Genomic DNA, 17,600 nt, shown 5'->3' on the forward strand with positions numbered 1-17,600 from the left:
CAGTCAGATTTTCTCCTTCGGCTATTCAATAATCAGGGCTCTTTCAATTGCTACGAAATTCGCAGTAACAGCATTTCCAGCTGTTACAATGCTTTGTACTGTTCAATATAGCTTTCAGTTGATTTTTCCCAACTGAAATCCTGCTGCATTGCTTGTTCGATCAAACTGTCCCACTGATCAGGTTCATCATAGTAAACGGTTAAGGCTTGATCAATGGTCTTGAGCATTACATGACCTCGATAATCGTAGAAACTAAAACCTGTTCCTTTGCCTGTAACAGCATTGTACGGCTCAACAGTGTCTTTTAAGCCGCCTGTTTCATGCACGATAGGCAATGTTCCATAACGAAGCGAATAAAGCTGAGACAAGCCGCAGGGTTCAAAAGCTGAAGGCATTATAAACAAATCGCTGCCGGCATAAATCTGCTGTGCTAACGTCGTATCAAAATCAACGATGACTTTAAACTTATCCGGATAACGCCAAGTAAAGTAACGGAAACTTTCTTCGTATTCCGTTTCTCCTGTACCCAAAATCAAGACTTGGATATCTCGCTGCATCAGTTCATCCATTTTTTCTTGCAATAAATGGCATCCTTTTTGCGTTGTCAAACGACTCACCATCGACATCAAAGGCACTTCAGGTTCAATTGGCAAACCAACGCGCTCTTGCAGTAAAGCTTTATCCAAAGCTTTACCGCTTCGATCATCGATCGAAAAGTGAGCTTCAATCTTGTCATCCGTTGCTGGATTGAAAACATCGTAATCAATTCCGTTTAAAATGCCGCTTAATTTGTAATTATTTTGGCGTAAAACACCATCTAAACCTTCGCCAAAATAAGCGGTTTGAATTTCTTGAGCATATGTTGGACTAACAGTAGTGACATGATCTGCAAAAAATATACCGCCTTTTAAACAATTGACATCTTCATAATACTTCAGCCCCTGTTCGTGAAAGGCATTATAACCAATTCCATACCAATCAGATAAAACAGCTTGATTGTAAATACCTTGAAATTGAAGATTATGAATGGTCAACATCGTTTTGATCTCTTTGTATTGCTTGATCCAGTGGTATTTATCTTTCAACAAGACCGGAATAATGGCAGTGTGCCAGTCATTTACGTGCAATACATCTGGTATAAACTCAATTTTTTCCATCATTTCACAAATAGCTTGTGCGAAAAAAGCATACCGCTCGCCGTCGTCGTCAAAACCATAAATACTAGGACGATCAAAGTAATAAAGATTATCAATAAAATAATATGTTACATTATCTTTTATTAATTTTTTTATGCCGCAAAACTGATTACGCCAGCCGACTTTCACTTCAAACTGCATGACATCTTCTAATTGGTCTTTATATAGTTGCGGCATCGTCGTATAAAATGGCAAAACGACGGCTACATCAATTCCTTGTTTTTTTAATTCTTTCGGCAGCGCACCGGCTACATCGCCTAAGCCCCCTGTTTTAAAAAAAGGTGCACATTCAGCTGCTGCAAATAATACTTTCATCAGAGCTTAAGCCCCTTTCTCTGCTTCGATCACTGCATTTTTCTTGATCACTAAAACGTCTTCAGGAGTTCCTTTAAGACTGACCCCCGCGCCGACTTTTACTCCTTTATCTAAGATCACGTATTCTAAGTGAGATCCTTCGCCAATCTCGCTGCCTTGCATCACGACTGAGTGATCGATCACAGCTCCTTTAGCCACTTTCACTTTACGGAAAATCAATGAGTTTTCTACTTTTCCTTCAATGAAACAGTCACTCGCGAATTGAGCATTCTTAACTTCAGCTTCTTTAGAATAAAAGGTTGGCGCACCATTTTTAACTTTTGTAATGATAGCATCGCCACGGTTAAACAATGCGTTGTAGTTATCTTCATTTAACATGTCCATGTTTGCATCAAAGTAACTTTGAATATCATCGATGTCTTTTAAATACCCAGTGTACTCATATCCGTAAACTTTATTGTGTTCCAATTGGTTTTTCACCAACAGCAACGTATCCCCTTTTAAGTTTTGTTTGCCAGCTTCAGTCGTCAATTCAATGAATTTCTCAGAACGCATAATGGCAATTCCCATGCTCAAAGCAACTCTCCCCACTTCTTCAGGAGTGTGACTAACCAAGTTGATGCCAGTAATTCTATCCGTTCCTTCAGCATCAAAAGAAAAATGAGATTCTGCAGCACTTGCTGTGCACGTTTCTTTTGGCACATTTTTATACATGATCGTCACATCGGATCCTTTTTCTTGGTGGTAATGCAAGAGCGGTTGAATGTCAATATTGCACAACATCTTGCTGCCCATCACAACAACATAATCTGCTTTTGAACGGACAACATAATGGATTTGGTCATGATAAAAACTGCTTAGCTGGTTCGGTTGATGAGTTTCCACAGCTTCTTTTATATCAATCTCCGTATGAGGAAACAATCCTCCGCCAATAGAAGAATCTAATCCCCAAGAAGCTCCGCTGCGAATATGATCGTGCAAAGAACGTCCATTTCCCGTCAAGAAAAAAGCAGCTGATTCGATTTCAGCACTGTGTAAACTTGTAAAAGGAAAATCAATTAATCGATACCGGCAGCCGAAGGGCAATGAGGTAATCGGCCGTGTATCGGTTAAGGGCGCCAACCTTGAACCGTCTTCATTTAAATTTAAAATAGCACATACTTTATGCTTCTTCATCTTTTAGTCCCCCGATCTCTTCACTGTATCCAACAACCGCAATTTCTTTTTCTTTTCCAATGATCTGAGCTCCATCATGAATTCTGGCATGTTCGCCAACAATAGCGTACTCTATTGTAACGTTTTCCCCAATAGTCACATCTGCCATTATAAAACTGTCTTTCACAACCGACCCTTTTCCGATTTTGACGTTATGAGACAAAATGGAATGCGCCACTTCTCCCGCTACATAACATCCGTCAACAATCATCGCATTCGTGACGTTGGAAGCAGCTGTTAAAAATTGCGGCGGTGCAGAAGGGTTCTGTGAATAAATGCGCCAGTCTGAATTCCGGATATTCAAAGCATGCGTCGGATCTAAAAATTCCATATTCGCTTCCCAGAGACTTTCAATGGTCCCTACGTCTTTCCAATAATCTCTAAAGGCATATGCAAAGACATTTTCGTTATTTCTTAAGTAAGCAGGAATAACGTGTTGTCCAAAATCTTCCATCGTCCGCTCTTTAGCTTGGTTATCGATCAGGTATTTTTTCAACATGGCCCAATCAAAAATATAGACTCCCATGGAAGCTAAATTGCTTTTTGGCTCTTTGGGTTTTTCTTCAAATTCAATGATCCGTCCTGTTTGGTCGGTATTCATAATACCAAAACGCGGCGCTTCTTCGATTGGAACAGGGATCACGCCGACTGTTAAAGCCGCTTTCTTCATTTTATGGAAAGCCAGCATTTCTTGGTAATCCATTTTATAAATGTGGTCTCCTGAAAGAATCAATACGTATTCTGGATTGTGACGATCGATAAAATCAATGTTTTGGTAAATAGCATGAGCTGTTCCTTTGAACCACTTTTCTCCTTCTACACTAGAATAGGGTTGAAGGATCGTTGCGCCTCCATTATGAATATTCAGACCCCAAGCAGCTCCATTGCCAACGTGGCTGTTTAGTTCTCTTGGCTGATATTGTGTCACTACTCCGACATTTTTAATACCTGAGTTAACGCAATTGCTTAAAGCAAAATCAATGATCCGATACTTTCCTCCAAACGGTACTGCTGGTTTTGCAATTTCTTTCGTCAATTTTCCTAAACGCGTTCCTTGTCCACCTGCTAGAATCATAGCTAACGTTTCTGTTCTCATAATAATGGTCGGAAGAATAGAAAAACCTTATTCTTCCTCATCCCTCCTTTTATGTTTTCTTCTATAATTAACCATTGGTGCAATCCAACCATTGCTTCTATTTTTCTAGTTCATTTTTGGTACTCCCATCACTCGTTTAGGCCGTAAAATCACCACACTCATCGCTGGTAAAATCAGTTCTACTGAATAGTCATAACCATTCATGGGCTCTTTAGCCGTTTTTAAGGTTCCTTGCCCCTTTGTCCAAACGCCGCCAAACTCAATCATCTCTGTATTCAGCACCTCTTCATATTGACCTTCGTAAGGTACGCCAACCTTCATATGGCGTCGTTCAATAGGAACAAAGTTACAAATAACGATTAAGAAATCACGAGCTTTTTTGCCTTTGCGCAAGAATGTCAAAATTGTTTCTTCTGCGTTATCCGCATCCAAAATTTCTATACCTGAAGCTTCGTGGTCTATTTCCCAAAAAGCTCGTTCTTTTTTATACAGTTCATTGAGTGTCTGCATAAAATAGCGGTGTTTGCGGTTCATTTCATCTTCCAGACTGCTCCATTCCAATTCTGAATGAACTCGCCATTCTAAAAATTGACCAAACTCATTTCCCATAAAATCTAACTTTTTCCCGGGATGAGCCATCTTGTAAGCTTCCATTGTCCGTAAACCAGCAAATTGATTGTAGCGATCGCCAGGCATTTTATGCATCAGAGATTTTTTCCCATGGACAACTTCATCATGTGAGAAAGGCAAAATAAATTTTTCATTAAACGCATACATAAACGAAAAAGTAATTAAGTTAAAGTGGTGTTTTCGCAAAAGTGGATCCATTTCGAAGAATTTTAAGGTGTCGTTCATCCAGCCCATATTCCATTTGTAATTAAAGCCTAGACCGCCTTGAGCGGCTGGTGCGGTTACTTTGGCCCATGCAGTACTTTCTTCCGCAATCATAAGCGTTTCCGGATGGCGTTCAAAAACGGTTGTCGTTAATTTTTGGATAAAACTGACTCCTTCACGGTTATGGTTGCTGCCATCTTCATTCGGAATCCATGGGCCTTCATCATAATCTAGATACAACATGCTGGAAACAGCATCTACACGTAAACCGTCTAAGTGAAACTGTTCTAACCAAAACAAAGCATTGGAAATCAAAAAACTGTGAACTTGTGCTTTGCCTAAATCAAAATTCATTGTACCCCATCTGAAATTTTGGGCTTTGTTGCTATCGGTGTATTCAAACTGCGGAGTACCGTCAAAGTAAGCCATGCCATAATCATTGCGGTTAAAGTGTCCTGGAACCCAGTCCATAATAACGCCGACATTTGCTTGATGAGCTGCTTCAACAAAGTTTTGCAGCTCTTCCATTTTCCCAAACTTAGAAGATACAGCGTAATACCCAGTCAGTTGATATCCCCACGAAGCATCTAGCGGGTGTTCCATCAACGGCATAAACTCAATATGGGTATACCCCATTTCTTTAACATAAGGAATCAATTCGTCTTGTAATTCCGGTAGGCTATACCAGGATCCATCTGCATGGCATTTCCATGAACTTAAATGCACCTCATAGATATTTAACGGCCTTTCTGTTGCTGTGCGCCGTTTTTTATTGGCCATCCATAAATGGTCTTTCCATTTTTTTTCTGGTAAAGCTTTTACGATCGAAGCATCTTTTGGACGTACTTCAAATTCATGAGCGTATGGATCGATTTTAAGTTTCACTTCGCCATTTGCTTGTTCAATACGGTATTTATAACATTGTCCTTCTTGAGCATTTTGACTAAACAGGGTCCAAACCCCTGTTTCATCTACTTTCTCCATTGGCAAACCTTCTGTCCAATCACAAAAATCTGCTACTACAGCAACGCTTTGTGCATGTGGTGCCCAAACAGTAAAACGAAAACCTGCAACGTGATCAAAAACTTCAGCTGTACATCCCAAAACTAAATAGCTGTCGAAATGCTGTCCTATATTAAATAAATACAACTCTTTAGCTAAAGCTGCTTCATATGTTTCCTTACTAACTTGTTTAACCATTTACAGGACCCCTTTCAATATATTGAACAAAAAAAGAACTATACTCATCATATTATCACTATATTTTAATGATACCAGAAAAGATACTACTTTTGTATGGAATCGTAAAAAAAGCTCCTAAAGAATAATTCCCGTTGTTTCTTTTCTATACTATTAGTATACCGCATTTTTATTGATAACGCTTTCTTTTTATTTTCAACTAAAAAAAATTCCAAACATAAATCCCTATGCTTGGAAATCTCTTTAGTCTTTTTTATTCATTAGTTGGATGATCGACAATTCTTTATCATACATTTTAAGACTGTAAGTAATTAAAAAAGCTCCGGCAAGACCAATTAAACTTCCCAATACGATTCCCCAAAACCGGTACTCAACTAGGTCCATCGCAAACTGTTCGCGTGACAGATTAGCTAACAATAAAGACAACGGTGTTGTAAAAAAATTAGCAATGCCATAATTACGACCCATACAGAATTCTACGAACAGATTTAATAGTACGATGATCGGAACGACTTGCCAGACCGGCAAATGCAGATTCAACAAAAGGGCTCCGATAAACAAACCGACCATCCCGCCAACGATTCGTTGGATATTGCGGTGAAACACCATCTTTAAATCTCTTCCCTGCAATACGGCCGCACAAGAAATCGTGATCCAATAAGGGTTTCCCAAATCAAGCGACTGGCCGATATAAGCCGCAAAGAAAATAATTCCAGCATCGTGTATTGCTGACAATAACATTCTAGAATCATTTTCAACAGTGTCTAGTATCAATTCATGCTTGGTTGCAGTAATAACTATTACCTCGCGATGCAACCAATTCTGATTGATATAACCAACGATTGCTGCCATTACAACTGCTGACAAAACACCGATACCAGCATAAGCAACAGCTTGCAAAATTTCTGGAAAATGCAACTTCATACCTGTTCCCATTGAGCAAACCATAATCACAAAAAAAGGGCCTGGATTGGGTATTTTAAAAGCCCGGCAAACCATAAATCCAATCAAACTCACCAAACTGATCACGATCGGAATCGTCCAAGGAATCAGAGTCGCCAACATACCGAAGAAAAAAGCTGTTAAAATAGCTAGCCCCACCGTTACAATACGTTGAATCAATTTTTTTAACGGCAAAGGCTGATAAGATAAAAAAGCAAATGCCCCAAAACAACCGAACGTTCCAATCTGCATGTTGCCTAAATACAGTCCCAAAAACAAGGGGATCCCCATACAAAACCCTGCCCCGATGACACGCAAGATGGGGTCATTGGTTTTTTTCATTTTCCATAGTTCTATTACTGTTTTCTTCATCAATTCCCCTCTTCCATATTCTAACTATTCTTCGATATTTTTTTCTATTAATTGCAGCGTACTTAAAAAATGTTCGATTTCGCTTTCCGTCAAACCTTTAAACATTTCGGTTAATGCTTTTTTAATAACGAGAGAAATGGCTTCAATTTTTTTAATACCTAACTCTGTCAGTGAAATAATGGTTTTACGTCGGTCTTTTTCATCAACACATTTTTTCACTAATTCTTTCCTTAATAAAACATCCATGATTCGGTTCACTGTTGGCCGATCTTTCTCAGTCAATTCTGCTAATATCCTTTGGGATGTATTTTCTGTTTCTTTGATCGCACTAAGAACGGCCCATTGTTCGGGCGTGATATCTAATGGTGCCAATTGACGCATTACAAAAAGATGCATTTTTTTAGAAACGACTGCTGTACGAAACGATAAAAAATAATTGTTGGTATTCACCTCTTTGCCTCCTTTAGGCTTAGCAGCATTAGACACTGCTCTTGTTTTCTTTTCGCTTCATAAAACGGCAATTTTCTTAGATTAATCACCAGACAAATGTACTTTTCCCCTGATTTGCTGAAAAGCAAGACTGCATTTAGCGATTCTGTAATCTAAGTTTGTTTTTGATTTGGCTTTTTCAATATAAGCTGAATAAATTTCTGACTCTTTTTGGACTTCAGTCTTAGTTGCCAGCAAGTGCTCGAGCACAATAAGGGCTTCTTGAATAGTTTCAGAATTCTCTTTGTCCGTTTTCGATAAATCTAAACTCATAAAGATAAGCAAAACTTCTTTCAAAAAGCTTCGGTTATAGATAATTAATTTAGCTAATTGTACTTTATCAATCATTTTTCGACGAGGCATAGCTTTGAGGAGCTCATTGGTTGTTAAATGCAACGATAAAATCAGCTCGCTAACATGGTTGCCTCTCATGCCCTGTTCCAGTGCGTGATTTAATTCCGTCACCAGCTGGTTATCAATCTGCAACAGTTCATTTAACTTAGCTTGGTAATTATCATCACGATTGGCACGTAAAATAAGTCTTCCGCCAACAACAGCTATCACTGCGCCCACAATAACGCACGCAAAACGTAATAAAATGGAAGGAATGGTATCAAAAACAGGTGCAATACTGGATACCGCCATTTGAGTCCCTGCTATCATGGTAATAAAAACATTGGTTGTCGATAATATAATCGTTAATCCGATGAATAAAACAACGAATAAGCGAATATTTACTGGAATAAATTGGGTCACCAGAACGAAACAAGCGAGACCCGCCAGTGTTCCTCCCACACGTGTCACAGCACTTTTAAAGGCTTCATCAGGATAAGCGCCAATGGTTGTATAAACCATAATTGGAATCCAATAACTATTAGAAAAAGGCAATGCGTTTGCTAAAGCAAAAGAAAAAGCTAAGATCAAGGATTTTTGTATTGCAAAACGAAATTGAAAATAGTGAAATCCCCAATGTTGCTTTAACTGACTGCCTTTATACGCTAATTTATTTTTAACGGTTGCTGTGTGGTTTACTTTTTCAGTTTTTGCATGGAGTGTTTTGATCAAACTCTGAAGCAGTAATCTCCAATCTGAATTCAGATGCGAATCTTGTAAATGAGAGTTCTTCAAAAAATGTTCCAATTGTGATATTAATTTGTCTCGGGTCATACTATTTTCAAAAAGTTTGCTTAGATCATAAAAATATGACCGGTCGGCTTGATCCAACTCTTCATAATGAAGCTTTGCTTCATTGATTAATTGTCCAAGTTGTTCCAAACAAAGCACTAACTGAAATCTGTTTTTCTCTTTTCCAGACATCAAACCATTCTGTTTAAAAACAGTATTGTATTCTACCGCACAATATTTTGAGGCAATGTCAAAGATTTCCCCAGCATGCAGCTGAGATAATTCCCCTTTTGATAAGCTGTTCAGCTGATTGGAAATGACAGCAAACCCTTTCTTTATCAATGGATTTTCTGCCGGTTCTTTTTTCAACCGTTTCGCAACAATGATAAATAAGGTTGTGACAGCAAAACCATATAATACTGCAAAGCTTCTATTTAATAACATGTCAAAAGTTCCCGGATTCATTTGCATTAACACAAATTCTAATCCGAATAAAAAATAATTTTTTGGTGCAAAATCATCTGAATAAACGAAAATCAACAAAAAGAAAACCAAAAAATTTAACACGATAGACGTTAAGTAACCCATCGTTGCAAAAGTACCGAGTACGGCCATTAATAAAAATAAAAAGCCGCTTGTCAAATGACTTTCTATAGTAAACGCAGAATGGACTGCTCCTTTTGCGAAAAACAAAAAGATTATTCCGATTACCGCATTGGCGCTGCCAAAAAATAAAATAATCGTCGCAAATAAAATGATTCCTAAGCAAAGATAAGGCAACGTATCAAACATCTTTTTTTTGAATGCTTCTAAATTCGTGCGTATAGGTTCCACTTCCTTCTTCGTTTGTTTTTATTGTGTTCATTGGTATTTTGAATAAATGTGTTTAAACTCTTGCTAAAATCAAGCCCTGAAATTGGTTGTCCTAACAACTGTTGTCACAACAATTATACCTTTAATTCGTAAAGAGAACAATCTTTTTTTCTCTTTATAAAAAAAGATTCTGCTATTTTTAGTATCTCTGCTAAATACCTCCTTAAATAAAAAACAACTGATCCTTTCTACTCAAAAATTCCTTTTTTAAAGCCTTTCAATCTTTATTTAACTTAAAATATTGAAAGTTAGCTATTTGTTTGGCGCTTGTCTTACTCGGCCATCCAAACTAACGGTTCTATTTTTTGATTTATGTAGTTACGTAAAATCAAAACAATGTTTTTTTATTCATAAGTGCGTAAATGTCTTAAGAATGGTAAAATAAACTATAGACATTTCTTGCAAAAGAAATACACAGGCTGTTTGAGGCTTAAAATGCTATTGTTTTTTTGTCCTTCACTCTTAAATAGCAAGATTCAGAAAATTAGTTACGGTAACTTTCAGTGGATGAGTGAATTCATTATAAAAAAAGACATGTCTGTTTTTGAAGGAGGTGAAAAATTTGAATATCTTGCTCTTAAGTCTAGGTTTTGTTGGTTTAGTGGTTGTCGGTTTAACTCCTCATTATGTATTAGGCGGCATATTGGCACTCGGGAGTTTTGCGGGGTACTTTTTATTGAATGGAAGCGGCGAATGGTTTCCCATCACTATATTTATTTTAGGTATCCTATTAATGATACTTGAAGTGTTCATTCCAAATTTTGGAGTTGCAGGCATTTTAGGCGGCATCTTGCTTTTTGGCGGTATTTATCTCACTTATGACCAAAATATCGGAAAAAGTTTGATTGATTTAAGTGTGGCCGGTTTAGTGGCTGTCATTTTAGCTATCGTGTTGTTAAAAAATGGATATTCTTTTGGAAATTTAAATAAATTGGTACTGGAAAATAATTTGGATCGAATCAGCGGTTATTCCAGCAGCAAAGATTATTCTGAATACCTAGGGAAAAAAGGTGTCACAACGACGACTTTAAGACCTACAGGTAAAGTTAAGTTTGACGACAAAGAACTAGATGTGTTAAGTTCCGGGGAACAAATTGAATTTGATACACCTGTTGAAGTGATCAAAGTTGAAGGTTCTAAAATAATTGTTAGGAGAGTGTAATCAGTATGGAAAATGAAACAAGTAGTTTAATCGGTATTGGGATTATTGCAATTATCGTTATTGTCATTTTAAGTATGTTTTTCCGATTTGTTCCAGTGGGGTTATGGGTAACAGCTTATTTTTCTGGAGTGAAAGTTTCTATCGGAACATTAGTAGGGATGCGTTTAAGAAGAGTTGCTCCCCAAAATATTATTCGTCCTTTGATCAAAGCTACTAAAGCTGGCTTAGACATTGATATCAATGAATTGGAAGCTCACTATTTAGCCGGCGGGGATATCAACCAAGTTATCGATGCCCTGATTGCTGCTCAACGTGCTAATATTGATTTAGTTTTTAAACAAGCAGCAGCTATTGATTTAGCTGGTCGGAACGTATTCGAAGCGGTTCAAGTCAGTGTTAATCCAAAAGTTATCGAAACACCGCAAATTGCTGCTATGGCAATGAACGGAATTGAAGTCAAAGCCCGTGCTAAAGTAACCGTTCGTGCGAACATTGAACGATTAGTTGGAGGAGCCGGTGAAGAAACTATCATCGCTCGTGTTGGCGAAGGAATTGTTACCACAGTCGGTAGTGCTGCGAAACACACAGACGTTTTAGAAAATCCTGATTCTATCTCAAAAACTGTCTTGAGAAAAGGGTTAGACTCAGGTACTGCCTTTGAAATCTTGTCTATCGATATCGCAGATATCGATGTTGGACGTAATATTGGTGCCAGCCTGCAAATGGAACAAGCCGAAGCAGATAAAAACATTGCTCAAGCAAAAGCGGAAGAAAGACGTTCAATGGCCATTGCACAAGAACAAGAAATGCTTGCTGAAGTTCAAAAAATGCGTGCTCGTGTAGTTGAAGCGGAAGCGGAAGTTCCATTGGCATTAGCGGAAGCTTTAAAAGCTGGTAAATTAGGCGTGATGGATTATTACAATATGAAAAACATCAATGCGGATACCTCTATGAGAGATTCCATTTCTGGGTTAGGCGAAAGTGATCGTGATCAATAATGGACACAATTATTGGTTTATTAAGTCTTTTAGTTCCTATCATTCTCATTATTTCAGTAATACAGTCAATCGGAGGTGCGCTTCTTAAACAGCAGGCTTCCAATTCAAAAACCCAAGGAAATAAGCCGCGGTCAAAAGAAGTTTTGGCAAAATACCAAACACTTAAGACTGAAGTAGAACAAGAAACACGTCGGTTAAGAAATACGCCGGCGCAACAACGGAATAAGGCTGTTCAAAAAGAGACACGTGCTGTTAAGCAACAAACAACGCGAACACAACGTCCAGCGCGTAATTACGATCAACATATCACCACTAAGCAAAGCCACCGTAAAAGTGCTCAGCCCTTAGTCACGCAACATCAACTGCAGACTGAAGCACAAGATAGGGAACGGATTGCAAAAACCGTCTCAAAAGATATGCAGCAAAAAGCTAAAGCTTTTGTTCAATCAGAAAAACGCGTAAATAAGCAAAAAAAACAAGTGCCTTTTCAAAAAGAACTATTGAAAGCTGTGGTTTACAAAGAGATCATTGATAAACCACGTGCTATGCGCCCTTATCGTTAACAAAAACAGCTTCAAACCAAAGATTAAATCCTTGGGTTTGAAGCTGTTTTTATTAATATAGGTAAGAATAACTATCAAAAAGAAAGTCCTTCATTTAATTTGTAATTGTACAAAGCTCCAATAATGTTGGCTCTGTTGCCGTTTTTACTTTTTTCAATAATTGGTGCATAAAATAATTCTGTGTTTTTTTCTTGAAAAACTTCGGCAACATTTTTTTTGATCAACTCGATCAGTAACGGTGCTTTACTGATTCCACCGCTGATCAATATTTTTTCAGGATCTAAGATGGTCTGAAAATTAAAAATTTGTACTGCTAACGTTCGGCAATAGGCATTTAAGCATTCTAAAATAACGGGATCGCCTTCTTCAGCAAGTTGAAAGACTAAATGGCCATCGATTTCTTCTAGCAGAGTATCTTTTCGTTTTGAAACAGTTTTAAATAATTTTCTTAACCCATTTTGAAAACCAAACATGTAATCTTGATCATCGCTTTTATCCACATTGGTTTTTATAAAAGAAAATTCTCCAGCTGAGTGATGGGTTCCTTTCAACACTTGCCCGTTGATCAAGATTCCGCCTCCAATGCCTGTTCCTAAAACTAAGATCACACCATTTTGAATCCCTTGAAAATAGCCTTTCCATAACTCCCCTAAAGCCGCTGCTTTGCCATCATTTTCTATATGAATAGTGGTTGGACACCGACTTTCGAGTAATTCCACCATATTCATATTTTTAATGTATTCCAATGTTCCGCCATGAACAGCATAGCCCGTTTTTGAATGAATGATCCCTGGCATGCTAATGGCCATTCCTTCGATTTCATCCGCAAAAGCATCGTAAATGTCTCCAATTTCTTCAATAAAATGGTCTAATGAATCCATGGGCGTTTTTTTTCTTTGAGTTTCATTGATTTCTCCGTCATGATTGATAAGACCATACTTAATTTCCGTTCCGCCAATATCCATTCCTAAATACTGAGTCATCTCTTCACCTTCCCTACTGTCATTTAGCTGCTAGGGATTTGATTGCCCTAGCTTTTCCTATGCCAACATTATAACATGGTATCGCTAACATTTTTCATCTACGAGCCCTATTGCTCTTACTCCTATAGTCTACCATATGTTTAAATGAAAAAAGTAACAGCAGTTTAAAGTTAGTTTCCTCTTTAAACTGCTGTTACTTAAACTCATCAATTCTTTTCAGCAAAATACTTTTCAGTGAATCTTTTCAGCAATGGAAATAAAATCGGAGCTAATATCAGGTAAAATCCTCCATTCCCTATAGCATGCAGGGTGTCGAACGGCAGACCAGAAATATAATAGACCCAGATGTTTTGAATGCCAAAGAAAGGCGCTTGTACAAGTGAAATAATAAAACCATACAGATACCCAGACAACGTGGCGTAAAAAACCATGAACACAAACGGAATGCGTGTAAAAAACGGTTTGACGACTAGTCCTGTCAGCAAGACAAGAAAAACAAATGAAATCATTTGAGCAAGTGTCCATACCCCCATGCCTAATGTAATATTGGAAATAAAAATAGATAAAACAGCTACGATCATGCCGTCGCTGATTCCCAATGAAAGGGTCAAAATGATTAAGATAACGGTCACGGGTTGGACATTTGGCAAGAATTGAAATACTAACCGGCTCACTTGGCAAAGTGTCGTCATCATGGCGAGTAACGTCATTCGTTGAATAGACAATGGTTTAGATTTACATGCCATCTAAGTTCCACACGATAGTGTCGCCATCTTCTAAAATATAGTCTGCTGCCCCTACAGCAGCTTGTTCGCCATTGACAGTGTATAGCCAGTATTTCCCTGCTTTATCGTCCTGTTCATGTCCTTCAACAGCAGAAATAAACCCTTCTTTTTCGGTAATGTCATAGTTCTTTTCCATGGCTTCTAGCAAGGTTTCGCCTGCTTCTGCTTTTATTTCTTTATTTGCATCAGGTAGATCTTCGCCTGCTTCTTGGACATTGATCGATACCGCTACTGTTTCTACAGCCGAACTTGTGGCGGTCATCTCACTTGAAGCGACTGAACTGCTTTCATTTCCTGCTGGTTGATTGGTATCGCTGCAAGCCACCAATGCTAATGAAGCTGCAACAACCAAACCTAATTTTAATTTTAATTTTAATTTCATTTTTTCTTCCTCCAAATCAATAATAGTAAGCTTTTTGAGACAAAAAAAACAACAAGGCAGAATCTTGTTGGACACCCGTCTGTTCTGCCTCGAAACAGTCGGTTCAAAAGCAATTGAAAAAAGACCTGACTCAAAGCGGCTGCTTTTTACAGTGGCGGGACCGTGTTGGATTTTCACCAACTTCCAGTTTTCAATAGCTTATTCAATTTTAGCGGATATCTTTTTTTGTTAAAGATGTATGGAAAACTTTTCCGCCTCTTTCATACAAGGTTTCTTTTACGCTTGCTTGATGGTTGACCAACCGTGCTGCAGCAAACAAATAATCTGACAAACGATTGATAAAAATGCCGACATGAAGATTTATTTCTTCTACTGCTGCTAAACTGACAATGCGCCGTTCAGCTCTTCTAACGGTCGTCCTAGCCAAATGCAGTAAACTCGCAACGGGATGACCGCCTGGCAAAACAAAAGATTCGATTGCATCTGGAATTTCTGCATAAACATCGATTCGCGATTCAATCCATTTGATCATTTCTTCTGTTACCTTATAGTCTTTTTTCCCGTGGGGGGTCGCCAAATCTGTCCCGCAATCAAATAAACTGTGCTGCAGTTCAATTAGTTCACTTTTTAAAGATTCGTCTTGTTCGCTCATCTGACTGATTATGTATCCGATCAAAGAATTGGCTTCATCAATCGTCCCATAGGCTTCTACTCGTACAGAATCTTTTTTGACGGTACGGCCGCCAATGATATTTGTATTTCCGTAGTCGCCTCTTTTTGTATAGATTTGCATTTAATGTTCACCTCTTTCTTTTTACCCTTTCTCTCTAAATCACTATATATCATATTGATTTCATTTTCAACCACTACATAATGTGTTTTTATTTCTTTTTAGCTAAAAAGAAAAGAAGTTCAAATTTTAACTAGCTGCTACCAACAAGTAAGAATTCGAACTTCTTTAACATTTATTTTTCTACCATCAGAGTGAGTTTAGAAGGGTATTTTCCTCCCGAAAGAATGGTCTGATCAGCAGGAATCGTTTTAACTGCATTTGGACCTTTTTTCGTATTGCTGTGCGGGAAAATATAATTCTCCGCGCTACTTGTAATATCCAATCTTAATTGGTGACCAGAAAAGAATTGGTTAGAAATTTTAGATGTTTCGATCTCATAATAATAGACTTCATTTGGAACAAGATAAGAGGGCTGGCTAAAACTTTCTCTAAAACGGGCACATAATATTCCCTCTGCTAAGTTGGTTGAAGTTCCATTAGTAGAAACATCTGTTAAGCGAACTACCCAATCTGTATCGACTGCTGTACTTTTAGCGTAAAAGCCTACTTTGATTTGACCTGTAATGGTCGTTTCAGAAACAAAAGGTTCCGTTGTATAACAAAGAACATCTTGGCGTTTTTCAACTGCATGATAATCATTTGGAAAACAAATCTCATTTTCTGATAAATTAATCAAATGCGGTACAGGATGATCGGGATCGTAGGTGAAATAATCTTCTTTTTCTTTTTCAGATTTCGCTTTGATCAGCTTGCCATCTCCAGATGAGCTTCTCGCGTCATGTGTACTGGTTAAATAATAAGTCTCTTCTTGGGTAAATTCAGGAGGCCACTGGGTGGCAGTTTTCCATTTATTTTCATTAACAGTATAGTATTCAATGGCAGGTCTAGTGTCTACACCATTGTCGTTATTTTTCAAAAAGCGTTCAAACCACAAGAGATGCTGTAAATCAATATCATGCCTTAATGCAGCATTGCCTAAAGCAATCTCTCCCAAATCGCGATTAGCATTGCCTTTGTGCAGCCAAGGTCCTAAGATGATTTTACGTTTATTCTTTGGATAAGCAGTTGTTACCTGAATAGCTTCTGTTGTGCCAGCACCATTGTCATCGTACCAACCTGAAATAATTAAGGCTGGTACGTTAATGGCTTCTTTACGCGCAAACCAGTTCATTGTATCCCAATACTCATCATAAGATTTGTGTTTAAGTGCTTCATTGAAGCTTTCAAGCGGGTGCCCAAGACCAACTTCAGCTATTTTTTCTAATGGCCGGATTTTCATTAATTCAGCCCAGTCCTCGCGTATCATCAAGTCTGGATTAAATTTTTTCTCTGATAAAGCAAAACCTAAAGGAATTCCACCAGAAATAAGGGCTCCGCCTTTACGACGCATATCCACAAATGGGCTCCCAGCTGTCACAATACTGACCAATGCTTTTAAATGCGGATTTCCAGAAGATGCTGCAGCCCATTGAACAAAACCGCCATATGAACCGCCTAGCATTCCAATCTCTCCATCACACCATTCTTGCTGAACCAGCCAGTTAAGTGTATCGTCCCCATCTTCACGTTCATGAGCCATGCTGGTATAGTTTCCTTCTGAATCATTCCGACCGCGTACATCTTGGAGTACGACTGCATACCCTCGCTGTACAAAGCGATAATGGCTTTCAGAATACCGTTCTTTTCCATAAGGAGTTCTGGCCATGATAACGGGATAAGAAGTCTTTTCTGAGTCAGGCAGCCAGATTTCGGTCGATAAATGAACGCCATCGCGCATTTTGACCATAGCATTATCCATTTTCTTTACTCCATACGGCTGATCTACCATCAGCTGATGTTCTTTCCATTCTTTTAGAATAGTCGCATCTTCATGACCTTCTTTAATAAAAACAGTTGTGAATTCTCTATTGGTCGTTACCAAACCAACAAATTGCTGATCTTGAATAACAATATCCAGCGGCTCATTTTTTTGTCGTTCTGCCCAAAGATTCAGGGTCCATTCTGAATAGATACTTCCCCAACTTGTTTTGACCCATTCGGGATGACTTTGCTCGGAAACAAAAGCTTTATAATTCTCTAAATGCTCTAATATAAAGCCAATATCTGCACGAACATAGCGTTTTAAAAACTCTTCATGTTCTTGATTAAATACTATCTCTGGCTGCCACTTTCCGGCAAAAATATCCCATAATTTGATTTTCACTTCTGCTTCAATAGAAAAAGTGGCCACTTTAATTCCTGTCTGATACAAATGATACTTTTCCAATGAGAAACACC

The 17,600-nt window shown here is 38.2% G+C and carries 15 protein-coding genes and 1 riboswitch; of the genes, 3 read left to right on the forward strand and 12 right to left on the reverse strand.

Going from position 1 to position 17,600, the window contains the following annotated elements:
• Positions 1-83: 83 nt before the first annotated feature.
• The 7 genes from glgA to NY10_RS05545 form a co-directional block, all read right to left on the reverse strand.
• Positions 84-1,511 carry a glycogen synthase GlgA gene (glgA, locus tag NY10_RS05515; protein WP_058919026.1) on the reverse strand — a complete coding sequence of 476 codons (1,428 nt, stop codon included), beginning with the start codon at positions 1,509-1,511 and terminating at the stop codon, positions 84-86.
• 6 nt (positions 1,512-1,517) lie between these two features.
• Complete coding sequence (glgD, locus tag NY10_RS05520) at positions 1,518-2,687, reverse strand: glucose-1-phosphate adenylyltransferase subunit GlgD (RefSeq protein WP_058919027.1); 1,170 nt, start codon at positions 2,685-2,687, stop codon at positions 1,518-1,520.
• Positions 2,674-3,822, reverse strand: coding sequence for a glucose-1-phosphate adenylyltransferase (locus NY10_RS05525; RefSeq protein ID WP_058919028.1), 1,149 nt, complete (start codon positions 3,820-3,822; stop codon positions 2,674-2,676). The genes glgD and NY10_RS05525 overlap by 14 nt, the downstream gene beginning before the upstream one ends.
• 105 nt (positions 3,823-3,927) lie before the next feature.
• Positions 3,928-5,856, reverse strand: coding sequence for a 1,4-alpha-glucan branching protein GlgB (glgB, locus tag NY10_RS05530; RefSeq protein ID WP_082664194.1), 1,929 nt, complete (start codon positions 5,854-5,856; stop codon positions 3,928-3,930).
• A gap of 243 nt (positions 5,857-6,099) precedes the next feature.
• On the reverse strand, positions 6,100-7,170 hold the full coding sequence (locus NY10_RS05535) for an FUSC family protein (protein ID WP_058919029.1): 1,071 nt from the start codon (positions 7,168-7,170) through the stop codon (positions 6,100-6,102).
• 24 nt (positions 7,171-7,194) lie between these two features.
• Positions 7,195-7,620, reverse strand: a complete 426-nt coding sequence (locus NY10_RS05540; RefSeq protein WP_058919030.1) for a MarR family winged helix-turn-helix transcriptional regulator — start codon at positions 7,618-7,620, stop codon at positions 7,195-7,197.
• Positions 7,621-7,701: 81 nt separating this feature from the next.
• Positions 7,702-9,618 carry an FUSC family protein gene (locus NY10_RS05545; protein ID WP_058919031.1) on the reverse strand — a complete coding sequence of 639 codons (1,917 nt, stop codon included), beginning with the start codon at positions 9,616-9,618 and terminating at the stop codon, positions 7,702-7,704.
• Positions 9,619-10,219: 601 nt separating this feature from the next.
• On the opposite strand from NY10_RS05545, the gene NY10_RS05550 reads away from it, so the two are divergent.
• From NY10_RS05550 to NY10_RS05560, 3 genes are read left to right on the forward strand one after another with little or no spacing between them, the layout of a single operon-like run.
• Positions 10,220-10,819, forward strand: a complete 600-nt coding sequence (locus tag NY10_RS05550; RefSeq protein WP_058919032.1) for an NfeD family protein — start codon at positions 10,220-10,222, stop codon at positions 10,817-10,819.
• A 5-nt stretch (positions 10,820-10,824) separates the two neighbouring features.
• Positions 10,825-11,817, forward strand: coding sequence for a flotillin-like protein FloA (gene floA, locus NY10_RS05555; RefSeq protein WP_156413274.1), 993 nt, complete (start codon positions 10,825-10,827; stop codon positions 11,815-11,817).
• Positions 11,817-12,380 carry a hypothetical protein gene (locus NY10_RS05560; protein WP_058919034.1) on the forward strand — a complete coding sequence of 188 codons (564 nt, stop codon included), beginning with the start codon at positions 11,817-11,819 and terminating at the stop codon, positions 12,378-12,380. Before floA ends, NY10_RS05560 begins: the two co-directional genes overlap by 1 nt.
• A 74-nt stretch (positions 12,381-12,454) precedes the next feature.
• Here the strand turns inward: NY10_RS05560 and NY10_RS05565 are convergent, their stop codons facing one another.
• The 5 genes from NY10_RS05565 to NY10_RS05585 form a co-directional block, all read right to left on the reverse strand.
• A complete protein-coding gene (locus NY10_RS05565; RefSeq protein WP_058919035.1) occupies positions 12,455-13,363 on the reverse strand; it encodes an ROK family protein in 909 nt (302 codons plus the stop codon).
• A 206-nt stretch (positions 13,364-13,569) separates the two neighbouring features.
• Positions 13,570-14,109: an ECF transporter S component gene (locus NY10_RS05570; RefSeq protein ID WP_058919036.1), complete on the reverse strand. Its 540-nt coding sequence runs from the start codon at positions 14,107-14,109 to the stop codon at positions 13,570-13,572.
• A complete protein-coding gene (locus NY10_RS05575; RefSeq protein WP_058919037.1) occupies positions 14,099-14,530 on the reverse strand; it encodes a DUF4430 domain-containing protein in 432 nt (143 codons plus the stop codon). Before NY10_RS05575 ends, NY10_RS05570 begins: the two co-directional genes overlap by 11 nt.
• A gap of 72 nt (positions 14,531-14,602) precedes the next feature.
• Positions 14,603-14,743: riboswitch (adenosylcobalamin (AdoCbl) riboswitch) on the reverse strand.
• Positions 14,739-15,323, reverse strand: coding sequence for a cob(I)yrinic acid a,c-diamide adenosyltransferase (locus NY10_RS05580; RefSeq protein ID WP_058919038.1), 585 nt, complete (start codon positions 15,321-15,323; stop codon positions 14,739-14,741). It overlaps the preceding riboswitch by 5 nt.
• A gap of 172 nt (positions 15,324-15,495) precedes the next feature.
• Complete coding sequence (locus NY10_RS05585; RefSeq protein WP_156413275.1) at positions 15,496-17,589, reverse strand: CocE/NonD family hydrolase; 2,094 nt, start codon at positions 17,587-17,589, stop codon at positions 15,496-15,498.
• Positions 17,590-17,600 lie beyond the last annotated feature (11 nt).

Origin of the sequence: Carnobacterium sp. CP1, assembly GCF_001483965.1 — a bacterium.
Taxonomy (GTDB): domain Bacteria; phylum Bacillota; class Bacilli; order Lactobacillales; family Carnobacteriaceae; genus Carnobacterium_A; species Carnobacterium_A antarcticum.